We start from the raw sequence: 17975 nt of genomic DNA on the forward strand, positions 1-17975 counted from the left end.
CGCGCGGCGCGCGTGAGGCGCGGTGCCCGCCGGGGACGTTGCCGCGGGCGCGGGGTGGATTTATCGTGCGGCTCCTCCCTCTCCCCCGTTCCGTGCGCGCCGCATGACCGACCGCCCCACCGCGCTGTCCCGGCAGTCCGACATCTACCTGGGCGGCGTGAACGGACGGCGCCCGCGGGTGCCCGTGGGCGCGCAGGCGCTGGAAGACGCGGCGCGCGACGCCATGGCCGACGAGGCGTTCGCGTACGTGGCCGGCGGCGCCGGGGCGGAAAGCACGGTGCGCGAGAACCGCGCGGCCTTCGAGCGGTGGCGCATCGTACCGCGCATGCTGCGCGACGTGTCTGCCCGCGACACCTCGGTGGAGCTGTTCGGCGAGCGGCTGGCGGCGCCGGTGCTGCTGGCCCCCGTGGGCGTGCTTGAGATGGCGCACCCGGAGGCGGACGTGGCCGTGGCGCGCGCCGCGGCGGAAACCGGGGTGCCGTTCATCTTCAGCAGCCAGGCCTCGTTCTCCATGGAGGACACGGCTTCGGTGATGGGCGGCGCGCCGCGCTGGTTTCAGCTGTACTGGAGCCGCAGCGACGCGCTGGTGGAAAGCTTTGTGGCGCGGGCGGAGTCGTCGGGGTGCAGCGCCATCGTGGTCACGTTGGACACGACGCTGCTGGGGTGGCGCACGCGCGACTTGGAACTGGCGTACCTTCCCTTTCTGCGGGGAAAGGGGATCGCCCAGTACGTGAGCGACCCCGTGTTCCTGGACGCGCTCTCCGGCCCGCTTCCGGACGGGCCCGCGCCGCCGCCGCGAAAGGTGAACGCGTCGTCGCTGCGCACGTTTGCGTCGCTCACGGCGGCGCACCCGGGCGGGTTCTGGCGCAACCTGCGCCGGCCGGAGCCGCTTCTTGCCGTGCAGCGGTTCATCGCCACCTACTCGCGCCCGTCGCTCACCTGGGACGACCTCCCGTTTCTGCGCGCGCGCACCCGGCTGCCCATTGTGCTCAAGGGCATTCTGCACCCGGACGACGCGCGGCGGGCGGTGGATGCGGGTATGGACGGCGTCATCGTGAGCAACCACGGCGGGCGGCAGGTGGACGGGTGCATCGCGACGCTGGACGCGCTGCCCGCCGTGGCGGAGGCCGTGGCCGGCCGCATTCCCGTGCTGATGGACAGCGGCATCCGCGGCGGCGCGGACGTGTTCCGCGCGCTGGCGCTGGGCGCGCGGGCGGTGTGCCTGGGGCGCCCGTACGTGTACGGGCTGGCGCTGGCGGGGCAGGCGGGGGTGAGCGAGGTGATCCGCAACCTGCTGGCGGACTTTGAGCTGACCATGGCGCTCTCCGGATGCCGCTCGCTGGCGGAGATCACGCGCGAATCCGTGGTCCGCGGGGGATGAACGGGATCAAACCCGCCGTCCCGCGGTACCATCGTGCCTCATCCATCCACAAGCCTCCCATCGATTTCCGATGCCCGTCCCTACGCTGCGGCCCCCGTTCTGCGCGCTCCTCCTGTCCGCCCTCGCGCCGGCCGCCGCGGCGGCCCAGTCGGTGAACGGCCGTGCGCTGGACCTTGCGACGGGGCAGACCGTGGCGGAGGTGCAGGTTTCCGCGGTGGACCAGGCGGGCCGCGTGCGCGCGACCTCCAAATCCGGCGCGGACGGGCGCTTTCTGCTGCTGCTGGACAGCGCGGCAACCGTGCAGCTTCGCGGCGAGCGCATCGGCTACCGCGCCGGAGCCTCCGACTGGCTGCGCGTGGGCGACGGGACCTCGCTGACCGCGGACCTGCGGCTGCCGCCCTCGGCCGTGACGCTGAGCGGGGTGACGATCACGGCGCGGCAGACGCCCCCGTTCCGCGACCGGCGGGCGCGCAACTACTTCATCCGCGCGGGGCGCGGGCTGGGGACCTTCATTCTTCCGGAGATGGTGGACGCGCAGCGCCCGGCGCCGGTGAGCGACATTCTGCGCCAGGTGCCGCGGATGAGCTTTACCCGGGGCGTGCGCGGGGAGCCGGGCGAGCCGCTGCTGCCGGCGCGCGGGCGGGGCACCTGCACCCCCACCATCTACGTGAACGGCGCCCTCAAGCGCATCGTGGGCGACCAGCGGCTGGACGACCTGGTGGATCCCAACGAGTTGTGGGGGATGGAGGTGTACGTGTACGACTTCGAGGCCCCGGCGGAACTGCCGCCCCAGGGCGAGTGCGGCGTGATCGTGATCTGGACCGAGCGGTCCTGACCCTCGGCGCAGGCCACGAACGGACGAGCGGCGGCGAGGAGTGATCCCCGCCGCCGCTTCGTTCATCCACCATCCCCTACAGGGTCAGTTGTGGCCGTTGCCGTGCCCGCGGCCGTTCCCCCGCCCGTTTCCGTTGTTGCCGTTTCCGTTGCCGTGGTTGCCGTTTCCGTTGCCGCGGCGGCCGTTGTCGTGGCGGACCTTGTCCTTGTCCTTGCCGCGGTGGTCGCGCGGGGCGCTGGTTTCACCCCGGCCGCGGCTGTTGATGATGCGGCGATAGTCGTCGGCGCTGATGCGGCGGCCGCCGCCGTTGCCGGCGCAGGCCGCGGTACCCAGCATGGAGGCCGCGAGCGCGGCGACCAGGGCGAGGCGCAGGTGCTTCATTCCGTTTCCTTCCTTGCGTATCCCGGTTCCGGCGGATGGCGCCGGAAGCTTGCCGGAACGCCGCCGCAAGTCGTGGGCCGCTGCTACGGAATCAGAGGCTGATCGGACGATCCGCCGTCGGAGACTCGACACGATGGGGCGCGCGGGGTAGTTTGCCCGCTTCACCAAAGCCCCTCCGGCCCCGGTTCAAGGAACATGGACGCGCTGACGCAGACCGATCCCGATATCCACCGCCTGCTGGTTGCCGAAGCCGAGCGGCAGGAGCACCAGCTGGAGATGATCGCCTCGGAGAACTTCGTTTCGCAGGCGGTGCTGCAGGCGATGGGCTCGGTGCTCACCAACAAGTACGCCGAGGGCTACCCGGGCAAGCGCTACTACGGCGGCTGCGAGGTGGTGGACGAGGTGGAGGAGCTGGCCCGCCAGCGCGCCCTGCAGCTGTTTGGCGCGGAGCACGCCAACGTGCAGCCGCACTCCGGCGCGCAGGCCAACATGGCCGTGTACTTTGCGCTCCTGCAGCCGGGCGACACGCTGCTGGGGATGAACCTGAGCGAGGGCGGGCACCTGACGCACGGCTCGCCGGTGAACTTCAGCGGGCGGCTGTACAACGTGGCGGCGTACGGCGTGCGCCCCGACGACCACCGCATCGACTACGCGGCGCTGCGCGACCAGGCCATGCAGGTTCGCCCCGCGGTGATCGTGGCTGGCGCCAGCGCGTACCCGCGGCAGATCGACTTTGAGACGTTCGGCGAGATCGCGCGCGAGTGCGGGGCGCGGCTGGTGGTGGACATGGCGCACATCGCCGGGCTGGTGGCCACGGGGCACCATCCCAACCCGGTGCCCTTTGCCGACGTGGTGACCACCACCACGCACAAGACGCTGCGCGGGCCCCGCGGCGGGCTGATCCTGTGCACCCAGGAGCACGCCAAGGCCATCGACAAGCAGATCTTTCCCGGCATTCAGGGCGGGCCGCTGATGCACGTGATCGCGGGCAAGGCGGTGGCGTTCAGCGAGGCGCTGCGGCCGGAGTTCAGCGACTACAGCGGCCGGGTGATCGCCAACGCGCGCGCCTTGGCGGAGGCGCTGGCGGAGCGCGGGTTCACGCTCGTTTCCGGCGGCACGGACAACCACCTGATGCTGGTGGACCTGCGCAGCAAGGGCGTAACCGGCAAGGTGGCGGAAAAGGCACTGGACGCGGCGGGGATCACCGTGAACAAGAACACGGTGCCGGGGGAGACGGAATCGCCGTTCGTCACGAGCGGAATCCGCATCGGCACGCCGGCACTCACCACCCGCGGGCTGGGGGTAAACGAGATGCGCACCATTGCCGGCTTCATCGACCAGGTGATCGCCGCGCCGGGCGACGAGGCGGTGGCGGGCCGGGTGCGCGGCGAGATCCGCGAGCTCTGCGACCGCTTTCCGCTCTACGGCGACTGGGCGCGCAGCTGAGCGCATCCGTGGATCCAGTGAGAACGGCCCGCCGGCAGCTCCGGCGGGCCGTTGTGCTTCCGGGCCGAGACCTTGACCTGTGTTCATACCGTCCACACAGTTCTTTGAGGACCAGCCCCGGTGCGGAGGTGAGGATGTTCGATGAAGATGCCGAGCCCGACTCGGGCGACGAGGATTCAGGTTGGGAGGACGAGCTCACGGCGGCCGTTCGCGGGTTGCTGGGTTGTGCGAGCGGTGCGGCGGACGAGAACGATTACAAAGAGTATCTCTGGCGAAAGTACGGAGGCTGACGTGTACTTCGTGTACATCGTCGCGAGCCACTCGCGCGTGCTGTACGTGGGCATGACGAACGATCTGCTGAGGCGGATGGTGGAGCATCGTACGGGCGCGATTCCGGGATTCGCCCAGCGGTTCAAGGCGAACCGGCTCGTCTACTACCACGCGAGCGACAACGTGAGCGCGGTCATTGCGCGCGAAAAGCAGTTGAAGGGATGGAAGCCGTCGCGGAAGATGGAGTTGGTGGAGGCCCAGAATCCCGGATGGGAAGACCTGTCGGTTTCGATCGGCCTCGGCGTTCTGGAGAGGGCGGACGCTCGCACAGGTCCGCGCTGGTAGCAGACTCAGCTTGTGCCCAGGCAAGATCCTTCGTCGCGCCAGGCTTCTGCGCCGCCGCAACTTCGGCCGGCGCTCCTCAGGATGACAATCTGTTGCGGGGCAGGGAGTTGGGCGTGTGCGCCTTTGATCGGCGGTGCGCCTGCGGCGCTCCTCAGGGCGGACCGGATGGCCGCGCCGCCTTTCCGTCGGTGTGCGCCCGCGCGCTCCTGAAGGTAAACGGGCCATGCGCACGTAACATCATGCTGCGCAAAAGCTTGTCATCCTGAGGAGGCGCCGGATGAACTGTCCGCCACGACGTACTCTGGCGCCGACGAAGGATCTGCTCTTCGCTGTTCCAACTTCGCAACACACGCCACACTCGCCCGCGGGCTTCATCACCCGCGAACCGGGGCGCGGCTCCGGTGTACGCGAGAGTCTTGCGCCCGATCCCCAGGAATTCCGCAGTGCCTGCCATGAAGCGAGCCTACATCGAAACGTACGGATGCCAGATGAACATCAGCGACAGCGAGCTGATGCACGGCATCCTGGCCGAACAGGGGTTCACCGCGACCGACAAGGCCGAAGACGCCGACGTCATCCTGGTGAACACCTGCGCCATCCGCGACCACGCGGAGCAGCGCGTCATCGGCCGCGTGGGGCAGCTTCAGCAGATTCGCCGCGACAACCCCGACGTCGTCATCGGCGTTACAGGCTGCATGGCGCAGCGCATGGGCGAGTCGCTGCTGGGACGCGCGGGCGGGGTAGACATGGTGATGGGCCCCGACGCCTACCGCCAGCTTCCGCAGAAGCTCGCCGAAGTCGTTGCCCGCCGCGGCCCGGCCGGACGCCTTCCCATGTCGCAGTCCGCGCCGGCCATTGCCGCCCGCGGCCTGGCCGTGCTGGGCTTTGACCCGCACGAGAACTACGAGGGCGTGGCGGCCAAGCGCATTTCGGCCGTGAGCGCCTGGGTGCCCATTCAGCGCGGCTGCAACTACCGCTGCACCTACTGCATCGTCCCCTACGTGCGCGGCGACGAAAAGAACCGCGATCCGCAGGCGATCCTGGACGAGGTGCGCGCGCTGGCCGCGGACGGCGTGCCCGAGGTGACGCTGCTGGGGCAGACGGTGAACTCGTACGAGCACGGCGGCTGGAACTTTCCCCGCCTGCTGCGCGAGGTGGCGCGGGTGGACGGAATTCGCCGCGTGCGCTTTACCTCGCCGCACCCCAACGACTTCACCCGCGAGCTGGTGGAGGCCATGGCCGGGGAGCCGCGCGTGTGCAAGCAGCTGCACCTTCCCGTGCAGAGCGGCCACAACCGCACGCTCAAGCGCATGCTGCGCCGGTACACGGTGGAGGAGTACCTGGAAAAGATCGAGTGGGTGCGCGAGGCCATGCCCGGCATCTCGCTCAGCACGGACGTGATCGTGGGCTTTCCCGGCGAAACGGACGAGGAGTACGAGGCCACTCTGCACCTCATGCGCACGGTGCGGTACGACGACGCGTTCCTGTACAAGTACTCGCTGCGCGACGGAACGCCGGCCACCCGCCTGCCCGCCGAGCAGTTTGTTCCCGATGAGATCGGCTCGGCGCGCCTGCAGCGCCTCATCGAGACGCACCGCGCCATCCAGGCGGAAATCTACCAGTCGGAAGTGGGCCGCACGGAAGAAGTGCTGGTGGAAAAGGAGGGCCGCCGCGGCGGACTGCAGGGGCGCACGGACGGCAACAAGGTCGTCACCTTCGAGGGGCCCGTGGGGCTGATCGGGCACTTTGTGGACGTGCAGCTCACCGGCACCAGCGGATCGACGTTCGTGGGCGAGATGGCCGGCGCGCTGGCGGCCGCGTGAAGGGAGGGCGCTGGCTTCCCGTCATCGGCATTGCGCTGGTCGGCGGGCTCCTCACCTGGCTGAACCGCGGCGAGCGCGTCGTTCTGCACGCGGGGATCACGACCTTTTACCGCGCCCCGCTCACGGTGGTGCTGTTCGTGGCCTTTGTTGCGGGAATGCTGACGATGATGGCGCTGAGCCTGCGCCACGACCTGCGCATTCGCGAGGAGCTTCGCGCGCGCGGGCTGCTGGACGACGTGCTTCCGCCCGCGGGAGGCGCGTCCGCGGCGCCGCGCCATGACCCCGTGGAGACGGCCCAGCGTTCGCCTGTGGATGGCTGGCGCGCGGAAGCCGCAGCCCCGCAGTCGCCCTGGGCGGGGATGGACACGCCGCGCCGCGCGCCGGACGACGACGCCACCATTCCGCATCCACGCGAAGCCGATCCGCCCGCGTACTGACCCTCGGCCGCGATGACGATGAACCGCCGCTCTCCACTTCGGAGGGCGGCGGTTTCTGCGTTCGTGTCGGTCTGTTGTACCTGTCACTATCCGCCGTATTGTGCGTGACAAACCCGGCGATTAGCTTGGGACCGGACCCGCGCGTCTCCCGCCGTCGCGGACGGAAGGCGTGCGTTCCGCCCATGCCGGGCACGGCTGCCCGGTCCACCCCCGCGATCCGGAGGACGACATGAAGCAAGGAAAGCTGGCGCTGAGCCTGGATGCACTGGAGGTGCAGTCGTTCGTCACACAGGACGCGGAGGCCGCGCAGGGGACGGTGCGGGCCAACGAGGATACCAACACCACACCGTGCTGGCAGAACTCCGATGTGGAAAGCTGTGGCGGCAGCTGCGACTACACGTACTGCGGCGAGTACACCTGCTGGGAAACCTGCGCCTGGTCGTGTCCGGCAAGCTGCAACTGCATGACGAACGAGCAGAGCTGCAATCAGACGTACCCGTCGCCCGACGGCCTGGGCACCTGCTGCCGCATCCCCTGCTGATCTCCCTCTCACGCGAGAACCTGCCATGAACAAGCTTTCGCTCAAGCTGGACGACCTGACCGTGGAGTCGTTCACCCCCAGCGGCGAAGTCGCGGGGCGGGGCACGGTTGAAGGACGGGGCGACACGATGGGGTACTACACCTGCCTGGAGAACACCTGTGACGGCGGCACCTGCGGCCGCCAGTTCAGCGAGGCCACCTGCGACAACACCTGCGGCCAGCCCGCGACGTGCGGATACGAGTGGTGCGGCACGTATCCCAACATGGGGTGCCCCAACTCGCAGTGGTACTGCACCGACTGCCGCTGGATCTGCTGATCGCGGAGGGACGCGGCCGGAGTCCTCCGGCCGCGTCCCGCTTTTGACGGACAAAGAGTCGGCTTGTGGGATTCGGGCTTCGGTGCGACATTCGGAGACCACCCCAGCGCCGCCGCCCGCAACACCCATCCACCCCGGTGACCCGGGTGCGGCCAACCCTCGTTCAACGGAGACGCGCCATGAAGAAGCTGACGCTCAGGATCGCCGACCTCGCGGTGAAGTCGTTCACCACCATCACCGAACCCAACACCACCGTGGCCACGGATGCGGATCGCCCGGGCGGCGGCTGTGTCTGCTTCGCCCCGCCGTGCATCTGTTCGGCCGGCCCGGACTGCACCGCCGCGTCGAACTGATCCCGGCGAGCGGCCCTCGGGCCGCTCGCGAGTCAGCGCTCAAGGGCCGCCGCTCTCCCTCGGGAGGGCGGCGGCTTTCGTGTGTCGACCGGAGTACGCGCGGCGTGAGCTTGTATAATCTTGGCGCCTTGTGCGTGTGGATTTGGGAGATTAGGATGAAGCCGACGCTCACATTCCGCCTTCCCGAGTGGCGTTCCTATCCGATCAACGACTGCCGCCGGCTTCCCGGCGGACGCGTGCCGGGCGCGTTCTCCCGGCGGCCCGCGACCGGAGATCCGATCATGAAAAAGCTGTCGCTGAATCTGGATGGGCTCGCTGTGCAGTCGTTCACCACGCAGAGCACCCTGCGCACCCGCGGCACCGTGCAGGGGCACGAAGCCGAAACCGACCTGGTGAGCTGCGGCGGAACCTGCGATGCCACCGCATGTTACGGCAGCTGTTATGGCTGCAGCGGCGGGTCGTGCGGCTGCGTCACCCGCGACATCACCTGCCAGGCAAGCTCGCCCAACCCGGTGGGCACCTGCTGCGGCGCGGAGTGCTGATCCGCGGGCGGCCTGGCCGCCCGCACGCGCAGAACTGATGGCTGGCCGGCCGCGGAGCACCTGCTCCGCGGCCGTTTTCGTCCCGTGAAGCGGGGGATAAGAGCACGGTTTCCGCGCGCCGGACGGGGTGTCGGGAAACGGGTACGCACGCTGGCGGATTCGGTTATTTGAGGCGGGATGGGGGATGATTATCATCCGGGCGGGTCCATCTTTTCTCCCCAGAACCCCGCGTCCGGTGAACCAGATCCGCCTTCCGCTCGTGGCCGCGTCGCTCGCCTTTCTGGCGGGGCTGCTCTGCGGATTGCGGTTCGACGGTGCCACGGGCGGCACCGCTCTCGCCGCGGTTCCGCTGCTGCTCGCTCCCTGGCTGTACCCGCGCCTGACCGGCGAGCCGGCGCCGCGGTGGCTGCCGCGCGCGGCACTGTGGAGCGCGGTGGCAGTGGCGGGCGCGGGGCACGGCGCGCTGGCGCGGGCGGATGCGGCGGCGGACTGCCGCGCGCACCTTCCGGACGGGGCCGCGCTCACCGTCCGGGGCGCGCTGGCGGCCAACTGGGTCCCCCCGCGGGATGAGGACGGCAAGCGGCCGCTGCTGCCGACGGAGGTGCGGGAGCTCGCCTCGGCCGCGGGTGTGCTCCCCGGGTGCACGGGCGGGGTGCGGGTGCGCATGCCGCGCGGCGCGCCGCCCGCGCTCGCGGGGACGGAGATCGTGGCGCGCGGCGAGTGGCGCACGCTTCCGCGCCCCGTGCTGGGGAGCGCGTGGCCGCGGAGCGGCGCCTTTGCGGGCTACCTGTCGGTGGACAGCGTGCAGGCGGTGCCGCCGAGGTGGGGGGCGCACCCGCTGCTGGAGGCGCGCGGCAGAACCCAGGCGCGGCTGCACCGGCTGATGGGGAAGCACGGCCCGCTGGCGGACGCGCTGCTGCTGAACCGCCGCGAAACGCTGGACCGCGACCTGAGCGACCGGTTCGCGCAGACCGGGCTGGTGCACCTGCTGGCCATCAGCGGCACGCACGTGGGGCTGCTGGGGGCCGTGTTCGTGCTGCTGGGGCGCATGTTGCGGCTGTCGCGCGCCCGCGTGGCGTGGCTCACCATCCTGCTGATGGCGGCGTACCTGGCCCTGATCGGCGCGCCGGGGTCCGCGGTGCGGTCGGGGATCATGATGGCGCTGCTGCTGATCGGCGGCGTGCTGCAGCGCCCCTCCGCAACCCTCCCCATCGTGTCCGCCGCGGGGCTCGCCATCCTGGCGGCGGACCCTCTGCAGGCGCTGGACGCCGGGTTTCAGCTTTCGTTCGCGGGAGTCTTGGGCATTTTGCTGCTCCGCGCGCCGATGATCGGGGCGATCCCCTCCGCGTGGCGGCGCAACCCGGCGGCCCGGTGGCTGGCGGAGTCCGTCGTGGTGAGCATCGCGGCGTTCGCCTTCACGGCGCCGGTTGTAGCGCACCATTTCGGGCAGGTGGCCCCCGTGTCCATTCTCGCCAACCTCCCCGCCATCCCCCTCACCAGCCTGGCGCTGATCGGCGTGGGCGCGGCGGCGCTGCTGGACCCGCTGGTTCCGCCGCTCGCCCGCCTCGTGGCGGACGGGTCGGGCGCCGCGCTGGATCTGCTCAACGGCGTGGTGGATCTGGCGATCCGCGTCCCCTGGGGCCACGCGTCCGTCGCGCGGCCGCGCTGGTGGCTGTGGGCCCTGGCCGCCATCGCCTTTCTGCTGGTGATGGACGCCACGGTGCGGACGCGCGCCCGGGTGCGGTGGACCGCCGCGCTGATGACCGCCGCCGCGGCATTCCTGCTCCTCCCGCTGGCGGGGGCGGCGGCGGGAAGCGGGATGGAGATCGCCTTTCTGGACGTGGGACAGGGGGACGCCATCGCCATCCGCACGCCCGCGAACCGCTGGGTGCTGGTGGATGCGGGGGAGCGCGACGGGGAGTGGGACGCGGGGGAGCGGCGCGTGCTGCCGTTTCTTCGCGCACGCGGCGCATCGCGCCTGGAGGCGATGGTGCTCACGCATCCGCACGCGGACCACATCGGCGGGGCGGCGGCGGTGATGCGCGCGCTCCCCGTGGCGCGGCTGCTGGAGCCGGGGATGCCGTACGGCTCGCCGATGTACCTGCAAACGCTGGAAACGGCGCAGGGGCGCGGCGTGGCCTGGGTCGCGGCGCGGCATGACCGCGTGCTGTCCATCGACGGCGTGACGTTTACCGTTCTCTGGCCCACGGAGGCCAGCCTGCGCGCCCCGGAAGACGCCAACGACATCAGCGCCGTCATCCTGCTGCGCTACGGAGCGTTCAGCGCGCTGCTCACGGGGGATGCGCCCAGCGCGGTGGAGGAGCAGCTGGTGGCGCGGTACGGCGGCGCACTGAGTGTGGACGTGCTGAAGGCCGGCCACCACGGAAGCCGGACGGCGTCGTCGGACGCGCTGCTGGAGGCCGCGCGCCCGGCGCTGGCCGTCATCTCGTGCGGGGTCCGAAACAAGTACCGCCATCCGCACGCCGAGGCCATGGCCCGCCTGCGCGCCCACGGCGTGCCGGTCGCGCGGACGGACCGTGACGGCACGGTGCTGATCGAGGTGGATTCCGACGGCCGCTGGTCGCGCGGCGATCCGTAGGTGAAACAGGCAGGAGGATGCGACGATGATCGCTCTCGCAACGCGGACGCCGCCCGGGAGCCGCTCCCACTGTTTACGCGGGCGGCGGTGAGCGGATCGTCCCTTGTATGTTTCTGATCGTCCGGTGAGATTTCAGCTTCCGCCGGGCTTCGCGACGGAGAGCGGCTCGTACGGTGGTCAGCTCCCCCGCTTTCTACGCTCCGGAGTTCCCGCCGCGGGACGCAGAGCGCAAGCGGGGCGCGGCCTGTTGCACACGGAGATCATGATTTCGCGCGCCAAAGCCACGATCTGGTGGGGTCTACCCGTCTCGATCGCCTTCTCCCTCTGGATGTTCAACACCAGATTCCGGAAATCCGGGGAGGGCTACCTTTCAGTCGAGTTCGGTGCATCCTGCTGGTGAGCATCCTGATCATCGGGATTGTGGGAGCGGGCGGATTCGCGAGAACGTTGAATGCTCTGATGAGGACACACGATCGCAAACCCAGCGACCGAGGGTAATGCTGCGGGCGGCCGGCAACCGGCTGCGCGTTCATCGCTGACAGGGCTTTGAAAACGGTAGATGCAGATGGGCGATGCCTGTCCTGAGGTCATCATCCTTGCGTCCGCCACCCGGTCCACGGACTCTGGCCGAGTACGGAATCTTTCCCTGCAGGGGTAAAAGTGCGCAGAGTGCTGGTTGCCGCGATGGCGGGGTTCATGAGTTTGCTGGTGATGAACGCGACACTGGGTGGCGTGATAAGAGAATACCAGACTCTTGAACGCAGAGGGTTGCAGACCAGAGGGTGGGTGACTGGCAAAGACCCGGACCAGCACGAGAGCGTCCATTATGCTTTTCGCGCAGGTGGGGGTGTTTATGAAGGTGTTGGGCGGGCAGGCTTCGGCAATCCGCGGTTCCACCGGCTGTCGATTGGTGATTCCGTCCTGCTGACGTACCTTCCGGAAGATCCCGGCGTTTCCCAGCTTGGCGACATCCACCAACTGGCGGGTGAGGAGGCCGGCCAATTTCAGGGAGCGCGGATCGTGGCCGCCCTGGCCATCTTTGTCATCGCGTTCCGGAGCCAGGGCCGTCGTTCGCGGTCCGTGGCGGACGCGGGTGGGACGCCTGCGTAAGCGGGTGACGACCGATGTTCCACCACCGAGGAGCCGGGCACGCGACCGCCTGCCGAACGTGCCGGGGCAAGCTCAAGGCCGGGGACATCCCTGGAGACCAGGGGCCGGCACGGCGGGACCGGGTCGCGAAACACCTGCATCGCCGGTGCAGGTACCTTTGACGAGCAGGCGAAGTGCATGCGGTCCGGTCCATGGCAGGGCCGGCGCGGCAGCGCTGGGCGCGCTTGCGGCCGTGACTGTGGCGACCCTCGAGGGGAGGCAGAACTCGCGGTTTCGTTGCCGGGGGCGACGGCCTGGGCACGGCTGGAGTGGCTGCGTGGGAGCCGAGGTGGGTTTACGACCGGAACCGCGTTGGTAGGGGAGTGGTCACTTCCTGTGTATGCAATCGAGAATATTGCGATGACGATTCCGGAGCGCCGGCAGTTTGCCGCTTTGGTGCTTGCTTTGATCGCGGCCTTAGGAGCCGGGTGGCGTCCGACCTTCATCACGGCAGCCTTGGCATCGGCTACGATCATGTTGGCCGGCGTCATGGCTTTCCTGGTCCTTCGGGACCGCGCGCGCAGCCGCTCCGGAACACGGGCGGCGCGGCGGCGGCGAAGGTGATCCCGGAGATCGTTTTGCACTGAACCGGCTGGACCGGAATCGGAGTGGCCGGTGGGCGCTGTGTTCCGGCCACTTTGTGCTCCTCCAACTTTCGCTCAATCCCGTCCGTAGCTTCTGGAACGAGAAAAGTTCAGAACTCCGCTGAATGAGCGTCACCAGGTAACCAAGATGTGCAAGATCCCGATGCTGTGATCCCACGTGCAGACGCGAATGTTCGAGCCCGGAGCCCGACCAGGCGGCTCGCCGCAAGGCGGTGATGGGCGTGCATCAAACCTGCGCGCCCGTGGCGAAGGCGGCCGCACGCTACTTTCCCCGACCCGATGGCCGCACTTCCCAGACCCGATGGCCGCTGCCCATGAAAAAGCTCGGTTTCGCCCTGCTGGGTATTCTCATCGTCCTGAAGGGGTGCGGCTTCTACCGTGCCGAGTACCGCGATTACGGCGACGTGTTTGTTCGGGACGAGGCAGGCGCGCTGGAGGTTTCCATGGTGGGCGGGTGGACCGAACTCCAGAAGGGCGGCCAGGTCCTGGGGAGCCCGTATACCATGCTGGTTCGGTACGTTGACACCGAGGGGATGCAGGACGCCGAGCTTCTTTCCCTCACCCTGCGGGCACGGAGCACAGGTGCGGGCGTTCCCCTGGCGGGTGGGCAGCCGGAGGCGTTTGCCCTGATTCCCCCGCCCGGCCAGTTCGGGTTCGGGCCCACCGGACAGGACCGGCTGGCCGTTCCGCCCAACAGGTACGTGGCATTCAGCTTCCCCGACCTGCGACTGAAGTACGAGACGTATGACGTTTCCGGCGTGCTCGTGCTTCGCGGGGCTGGCGGTGGGTCGCGGAGGATTCCGTTCACCGGCTCCCTTGTACCGCGGCCCCGCAAAGAATGGCGGAGCGAATTGGCGGACGCATTCGCCAGCGTGTGAGCCACCCGCGGGGCTCTCAAACCGCGGGGGCCCGATCGCGTCTCGCGCGGCGCCGCTCACGGCAGCCCGGCGAGCCGTGTGCCGGACCTGACTCGATGCTTCTTCAAACCGATTCAGGAGACTGGATGGACAAGAGACAGGCGCGAGCCGAAGCTCGGCTTCTGTTCTACGTGATGTGGGGCCTTGTACTGATGAGCACCTTGCTCCTCATTGGACAGTGGAGCGAGATCGGTTCGCGTGAGCGGGTTCTGCGCTTGCTGCTCACCGCCGGCGTGGCCGCCAGCCTGCTGCGCGCTGCACGGAGCGGGCGGGTTCCCCAGTAGAAAGGGGACAGCTTCCCGTCCACCCGGTCAGAACCTCTGCCGCTGATCGCAAGGACCCGCGGGCTGCTGCGCCGCCACCCGGGACGATGGACGCCGCTTCAGCGAGCGGCGCCCGATTGCACTTCCCGGTTTCGGCTTCGAGTCCCGATGGATTCTACCTCAGGGGCCATCCGGGCCGGGACCGGCGGATGCGCGTTCCGGCGCACCTGACCCTTACGTGCCACGTCGCCGGACCGAAGTTTGCTCCGCGGCGGGCATGGAACGCACGTTTGCTCCCACCGGGTGGACGTTCTTGACGGTTCGCGTCAAAATGCCGACATTGGCGAGGGCGGAGCGCACGGTGCGCGCCCGCCCCGGAGCCGCGCCATGAGGCTGTGGTCGCGCGCGCTGGACCGCGTGCTGGGCGCGCCCGTGCCCGCGGAGGAGCTGCCCTGCGCCGTTCCGGACGGCGTGACGGTGCGGCGCGGGCGTCTGGTGCCCCGCGTGGGCGGCTGGTTCATGGGCGGCAGCCGCCGGGCGGCGGGCGCGGTCACGTTCGGCCGGACCATTCTGGCCAACCCCGACGTCCCGCTGACGGACGACCTGATCGTGCACGAGCTGGTGCACGTGGAGCAGTGGAAGGACCCGCTGTTCGCGCTCAAGTACTGCGCGCAGTGGATGCGTCACGGGTACCGGCAGAACCCGTACGAAGTCGAAGCCTACGAACGGCAGGCCCGGTACGCCGCCCGCCGCGGACCCACACCCCCGAGGAACCCGTGACCAGCAAGTCGGTCATTACCATCGAGCGTCACATCATCGAGGCCGAGCGGCAGTTTCCCGAGGCCACGGGTGCATTTTCCAACATTCTGTCCGACGTGGCGTTCGCCGCCAAGATGATCGCCAAGGAGGTCCGGCGCGCCGGCCTGGCCGACATCCTGGGGTACACGGGCGAAGTGAACGTGCAGGGAGAAGAGGTCAAGAAGCTCGACGAGTACGCCCACGAGGTGATCTTCAAGGCGCTGGACCACACGGGGCACCTGTGCGGAATGGCTTCAGAGGAGGTGGAGGACTTCATCCCGATCCCCGACCGCTTTCCCACGGGCAAGTACTGCGTGCTCTTCGATCCGCTCGACGGCTCGTCCAACATCGAGGCGAACGTCAGCGTGGGCACCATTTTCAGCGTGCACCGCAAGATCAGCGACCACGAGCGCGGCTGCGCGGAAGACTGCCTGCAGCCGGGCTACAAGCAGGTGGCGGCCGGGTACGTGGTGTACGGATCGTCCACCATGCTCGTGTACACCACGGGCAACGGGGTGCACGGCTTTACGCTGGAGCCGTCCATCGGCGAGTTTCTGCTCAGCCACCCCAACATCCGCATCCCCACGCCGGGGCAGCGGATCTTCAGCGCCAACGAGGGCAACTACCGCAACTGGTCGCCGGGGCAGCGCGCGCTGATCGACCACCTCAAGGGCGTCGACGGCAGCAACGCCAAGCCGTTCAGCGCGCGGTACATCGGGTCGCTGGTGGCCGACTTTCACCGCAACCTCCTGTACGGCGGCTTCTTCATGTATCCCGCCGACAGCAAGAACCCCAACGGCAAGCTGCGGCTGCTGTACGAGGCGGCGCCGCTGGCCATGATCGCCGAGCACGCGGGCGGCCGCGCCTCCACCGGGTTCGGGCGCATCAACGACATCGATCCCGTTTCGCTGCACCAGCGCACGCCGCTGTACATCGGCACCTCGGAGTACGTGGAGCTTGCGGAGCAGTTCCTGGCGCGCGACGCACAGGCCGCCGCGCCCGCCGAGCCCCTGGTTGCCGTCGGGGCCGGCGCCTGACCGGCCCTTTCTGAGATCCATCTGGATGAGCCCCCGCTGCTTCGGCCGCGGGGGCTCGTTCGTTTTCATGGCTGTGGAAACTGTATCTCACGCGGCGACGCGGGGGAGACCGCGGGGGAACTGCGGGAGGGGCGGAGGTTTGGGATGCTTGCGTCTCTTCTCAGGGGTGCCGCATGCGCGCACCATGGTCGAGCACGCCGATCCTCCATGCCTCCCAACACGTTTCATAACAGCGGGTGGCGTCGCTATCCTCATGCCTCGCAAGAGATTGTCATCCTGAGGAGCGCCGGCCGATGCGGCAGCTGTGACGTACGCTGGCGCGACGAAGGATCCAGCATGGGTTCCGGCCAACTTTGCGAATCGCGCCCGATCTGCTGATGCGAGTTCCGGCGCCCCTGCCGTGTGTAGCGCGTAGTTGGAACGGGCGGACAGCAGATCCTTCGTCGGCGCCAGGGTTCGGCGTGTCGGCAGGTTCCTCCGGCGCCTCCTCAGAATGACAAGTGGTGGCGGGGCCGCAGGTTACGGTCGTGGGCCGGATTCGCGGCGGCGCGCGGCAGGCGAGCTGGGAATCCTGAGGCGCGCGGCGGGCGGGCTGGCGGGGAGGGAAAGAGCGTGGGCGTGGGCGGCGCGATCGGCCCGGCGATCACGAAGAGCGCGGCGCGGTTCCGCACGCGGCGGGGGCCGCTGGCGAGGGTTCGGGCGGCGGTCTATACTGTCGGCATGGCACCGTCTCCCCCGGAACAGGTTCCGCTTCCCCCGCCCGCGCGGCCGGGCGGGCCTTCAATGCTGGACCTGGTCCGCCTGAACCGCGACGTGGTGTTTCCGCCCGGCGGCGAAGACCTGTACCGCCAGATCGGCCGGCTCACCGAGCTTACCCCGCAGACGGAGGTGCTGGACGCCGCCTGCGGGCGCGGGGTGACCGGGTTGTTCCTGGCCGAGTCGTTCGGGGTGCAGGGTGTGGGGGTGGACCACGATCCCGTGCTGGTGCAGCAGGCGGAAAGGCGCGGGCGCGAAAGCACCGCCGCCGGCCGCTTCACCTTTGAGACGGCGTCGCTGGACGACCTGCCCTTCAAGGACGCCAGCTTTGACGTGGTGATCGGCGAGATCGGGCTGGCGGCGCTGGCCGACCCCGCGCGCGCGGTGGCGGAACTGGCGCGGGTCACCCGGCCGCACGGGTGCGTGGTGCTGGTGCAGCTCATCTGGACGGGCAACGTGGACCCCAACCGCCGCGAAATCCTGGTGAGCCACCTGGGCGCCCGCCCCATGATCCTGGTGGAATGGAAGCAGCTTCTGCGGGACGCGGGCGTGGTGGACCTGGTGGTGGAAGACTGGTCCGACGCGCCGTCGCCGTTTCGCCCCTCCGCGTCCGGGCCGTTCCCCGACTTTTCGGAAATCTTCACCCTGCGCGAAAAGTTCGCGATCCTGCGGCGCGCGTACCGCCGGTGGGGATGGGGCGGGGTCAAGGGCGCCGTGCTGCGCGAGCGCGAGGTGCATCGCCTGCTGACCCGAGAGCGCGTGCTGGGACTTTCGATGATCAAGGGAACGCGGTGGCCGGCCGATCCCGCCGCGCCGTGACCGCCCGCCGTTCCCCCTACCGCACCGGATAGATGGCCGTCGTGGAAGAAACCGTCGCGCTCAGCCGCGACACTGTGGAACGCGTCCGCGAGCACCTGCGCGCCCTGCGCGTGGACGGCTGGCTGCTGTACAACTTCAAGGGCAACAACCCCATCGCCTCGGAGATGCTGGGGCTGCCCGCCCTTACGCGGCGCTACTTCGTGTGGATTCCCACGGAGGGCGAGCCGGTGGCGCTCACGCACCGCATTGAGCAGCAGCCGTGGACGGGGTGGATCGGCGACAACTGGCCGTACTCGTCGTGGCGCGAACTGGAGAGCCGGCTGGCGCAGCTCCTGGGCGGCAACCCCACGGTGGCCATGGAG

General features: G+C 69.3%; 19 protein-coding genes and 1 pseudogene. 19 read left to right on the forward strand and 1 reads right to left on the reverse strand.

What is annotated here, in order from left to right:
- Positions 1-103: 103 nt before the first annotated feature.
- Both VF665_RS02505 and VF665_RS02510 read left to right on the forward strand, forming a co-directional pair.
- Entirely contained in the window at positions 104-1381 is a 1278-nt protein-coding gene (locus VF665_RS02505) for a lactate 2-monooxygenase (RefSeq protein WP_331051821.1), read from the forward strand.
- Between the two features lie 70 nt (positions 1382-1451).
- Entirely contained in the window at positions 1452-2216 is a 765-nt protein-coding gene (locus VF665_RS02510) for a carboxypeptidase-like regulatory domain-containing protein (protein ID WP_331051822.1), read from the forward strand.
- Positions 2217-2300: 84 nt separating this feature from the next.
- On the opposite strand, the gene VF665_RS02515 is transcribed toward VF665_RS02510, so the two are convergent.
- Positions 2301-2597 carry a hypothetical protein gene (locus VF665_RS02515; protein ID WP_331051823.1) on the reverse strand — a complete coding sequence of 99 codons (297 nt, stop codon included), beginning with the start codon at positions 2595-2597 and terminating at the stop codon, positions 2301-2303.
- 195 nt (positions 2598-2792) lie between these two features.
- On the opposite strand from VF665_RS02515, the gene glyA reads away from it, so the two are divergent.
- From glyA to VF665_RS02600, 17 genes and pseudogenes are all read left to right on the forward strand, one after another.
- Positions 2793-4043, forward strand: coding sequence for a serine hydroxymethyltransferase (gene glyA, locus VF665_RS02520; RefSeq protein WP_331051824.1), 1251 nt, complete (start codon positions 2793-2795; stop codon positions 4041-4043).
- A gap of 134 nt (positions 4044-4177) precedes the next feature.
- The gene (locus tag VF665_RS02525; RefSeq protein WP_331051825.1) at positions 4178-4333 is read left to right on the forward strand and encodes a hypothetical protein; all 156 of its coding nucleotides are present in this window, start codon (positions 4178-4180) and stop codon (positions 4331-4333) included.
- Position 4334: 1 nt separating this feature from the next.
- Positions 4335-4658, forward strand: coding sequence for a GIY-YIG nuclease family protein (locus tag VF665_RS02530; RefSeq protein ID WP_331051826.1), 324 nt, complete (start codon positions 4335-4337; stop codon positions 4656-4658).
- Between the two features lie 452 nt (positions 4659-5110).
- On the forward strand, positions 5111-6481 hold the full coding sequence (miaB, locus tag VF665_RS02535) for a tRNA (N6-isopentenyl adenosine(37)-C2)-methylthiotransferase MiaB (RefSeq protein ID WP_331051827.1): 1371 nt from the start codon (positions 5111-5113) through the stop codon (positions 6479-6481).
- Complete coding sequence (locus VF665_RS02540) at positions 6478-6918, forward strand: LapA family protein (RefSeq protein WP_331051828.1); 441 nt, start codon at positions 6478-6480, stop codon at positions 6916-6918. Before miaB ends, VF665_RS02540 begins: the two co-directional genes overlap by 4 nt.
- Before the next feature lie 229 nt (positions 6919-7147).
- Positions 7148-7459, forward strand: coding sequence for a pinensin family lanthipeptide (locus tag VF665_RS02545; protein WP_331051829.1), 312 nt, complete (start codon positions 7148-7150; stop codon positions 7457-7459).
- A 25-nt stretch (positions 7460-7484) separates the two neighbouring features.
- Positions 7485-7775, forward strand: a complete 291-nt coding sequence (locus VF665_RS02550; protein WP_331051830.1) for a hypothetical protein — start codon at positions 7485-7487, stop codon at positions 7773-7775.
- A gap of 179 nt (positions 7776-7954) precedes the next feature.
- Entirely contained in the window at positions 7955-8128 is a 174-nt protein-coding gene (locus tag VF665_RS02555) for a hypothetical protein (RefSeq protein ID WP_331051831.1), read from the forward strand.
- Between the two features lie 281 nt (positions 8129-8409).
- The gene (locus VF665_RS02560) at positions 8410-8670 is read left to right on the forward strand and encodes a hypothetical protein (RefSeq protein WP_331051832.1); all 261 of its coding nucleotides are present in this window, start codon (positions 8410-8412) and stop codon (positions 8668-8670) included.
- Positions 8671-8905: 235 nt separating this feature from the next.
- Positions 8906-11269, forward strand: coding sequence for a DNA internalization-related competence protein ComEC/Rec2 (locus tag VF665_RS02565; protein WP_331051833.1), 2364 nt, complete (start codon positions 8906-8908; stop codon positions 11267-11269).
- A gap of 660 nt (positions 11270-11929) precedes the next feature.
- A complete protein-coding gene (locus VF665_RS02570) occupies positions 11930-12379 on the forward strand; it encodes a hypothetical protein (RefSeq protein WP_331051834.1) in 450 nt (149 codons plus the stop codon).
- Between the two features lie 958 nt (positions 12380-13337).
- Positions 13338-13901, forward strand: a complete 564-nt coding sequence (locus VF665_RS02575; protein ID WP_331051835.1) for a hypothetical protein — start codon at positions 13338-13340, stop codon at positions 13899-13901.
- A 125-nt stretch (positions 13902-14026) separates the two neighbouring features.
- Positions 14027-14224, forward strand: coding sequence for a hypothetical protein (locus tag VF665_RS02580; RefSeq protein WP_331051836.1), 198 nt, complete (start codon positions 14027-14029; stop codon positions 14222-14224).
- Positions 14225-14590: 366 nt separating this feature from the next.
- Complete coding sequence (locus VF665_RS02585; RefSeq protein ID WP_331051837.1) at positions 14591-14983, forward strand: hypothetical protein; 393 nt, start codon at positions 14591-14593, stop codon at positions 14981-14983.
- Positions 14980-16038, forward strand: coding sequence for a class 1 fructose-bisphosphatase (fbp, locus tag VF665_RS02590; RefSeq protein WP_331051838.1), 1059 nt, complete (start codon positions 14980-14982; stop codon positions 16036-16038). The genes VF665_RS02585 and fbp overlap by 4 nt, the downstream gene beginning before the upstream one ends.
- A 783-nt stretch (positions 16039-16821) precedes the next feature.
- Complete coding sequence (locus VF665_RS02595; RefSeq protein ID WP_331051839.1) at positions 16822-17613, forward strand: class I SAM-dependent methyltransferase; 792 nt, start codon at positions 16822-16824, stop codon at positions 17611-17613.
- Positions 17614-17645: 32 nt separating this feature from the next.
- A pseudogene (locus VF665_RS02600) lies at positions 17646-17975 on the forward strand (aminopeptidase P family protein); the annotation flags it as partial.

The organism is Longimicrobium sp. (genome assembly GCF_036387355.1).
Taxonomy (GTDB): Bacteria; Gemmatimonadota; Gemmatimonadetes; order Longimicrobiales; family Longimicrobiaceae; genus Longimicrobium.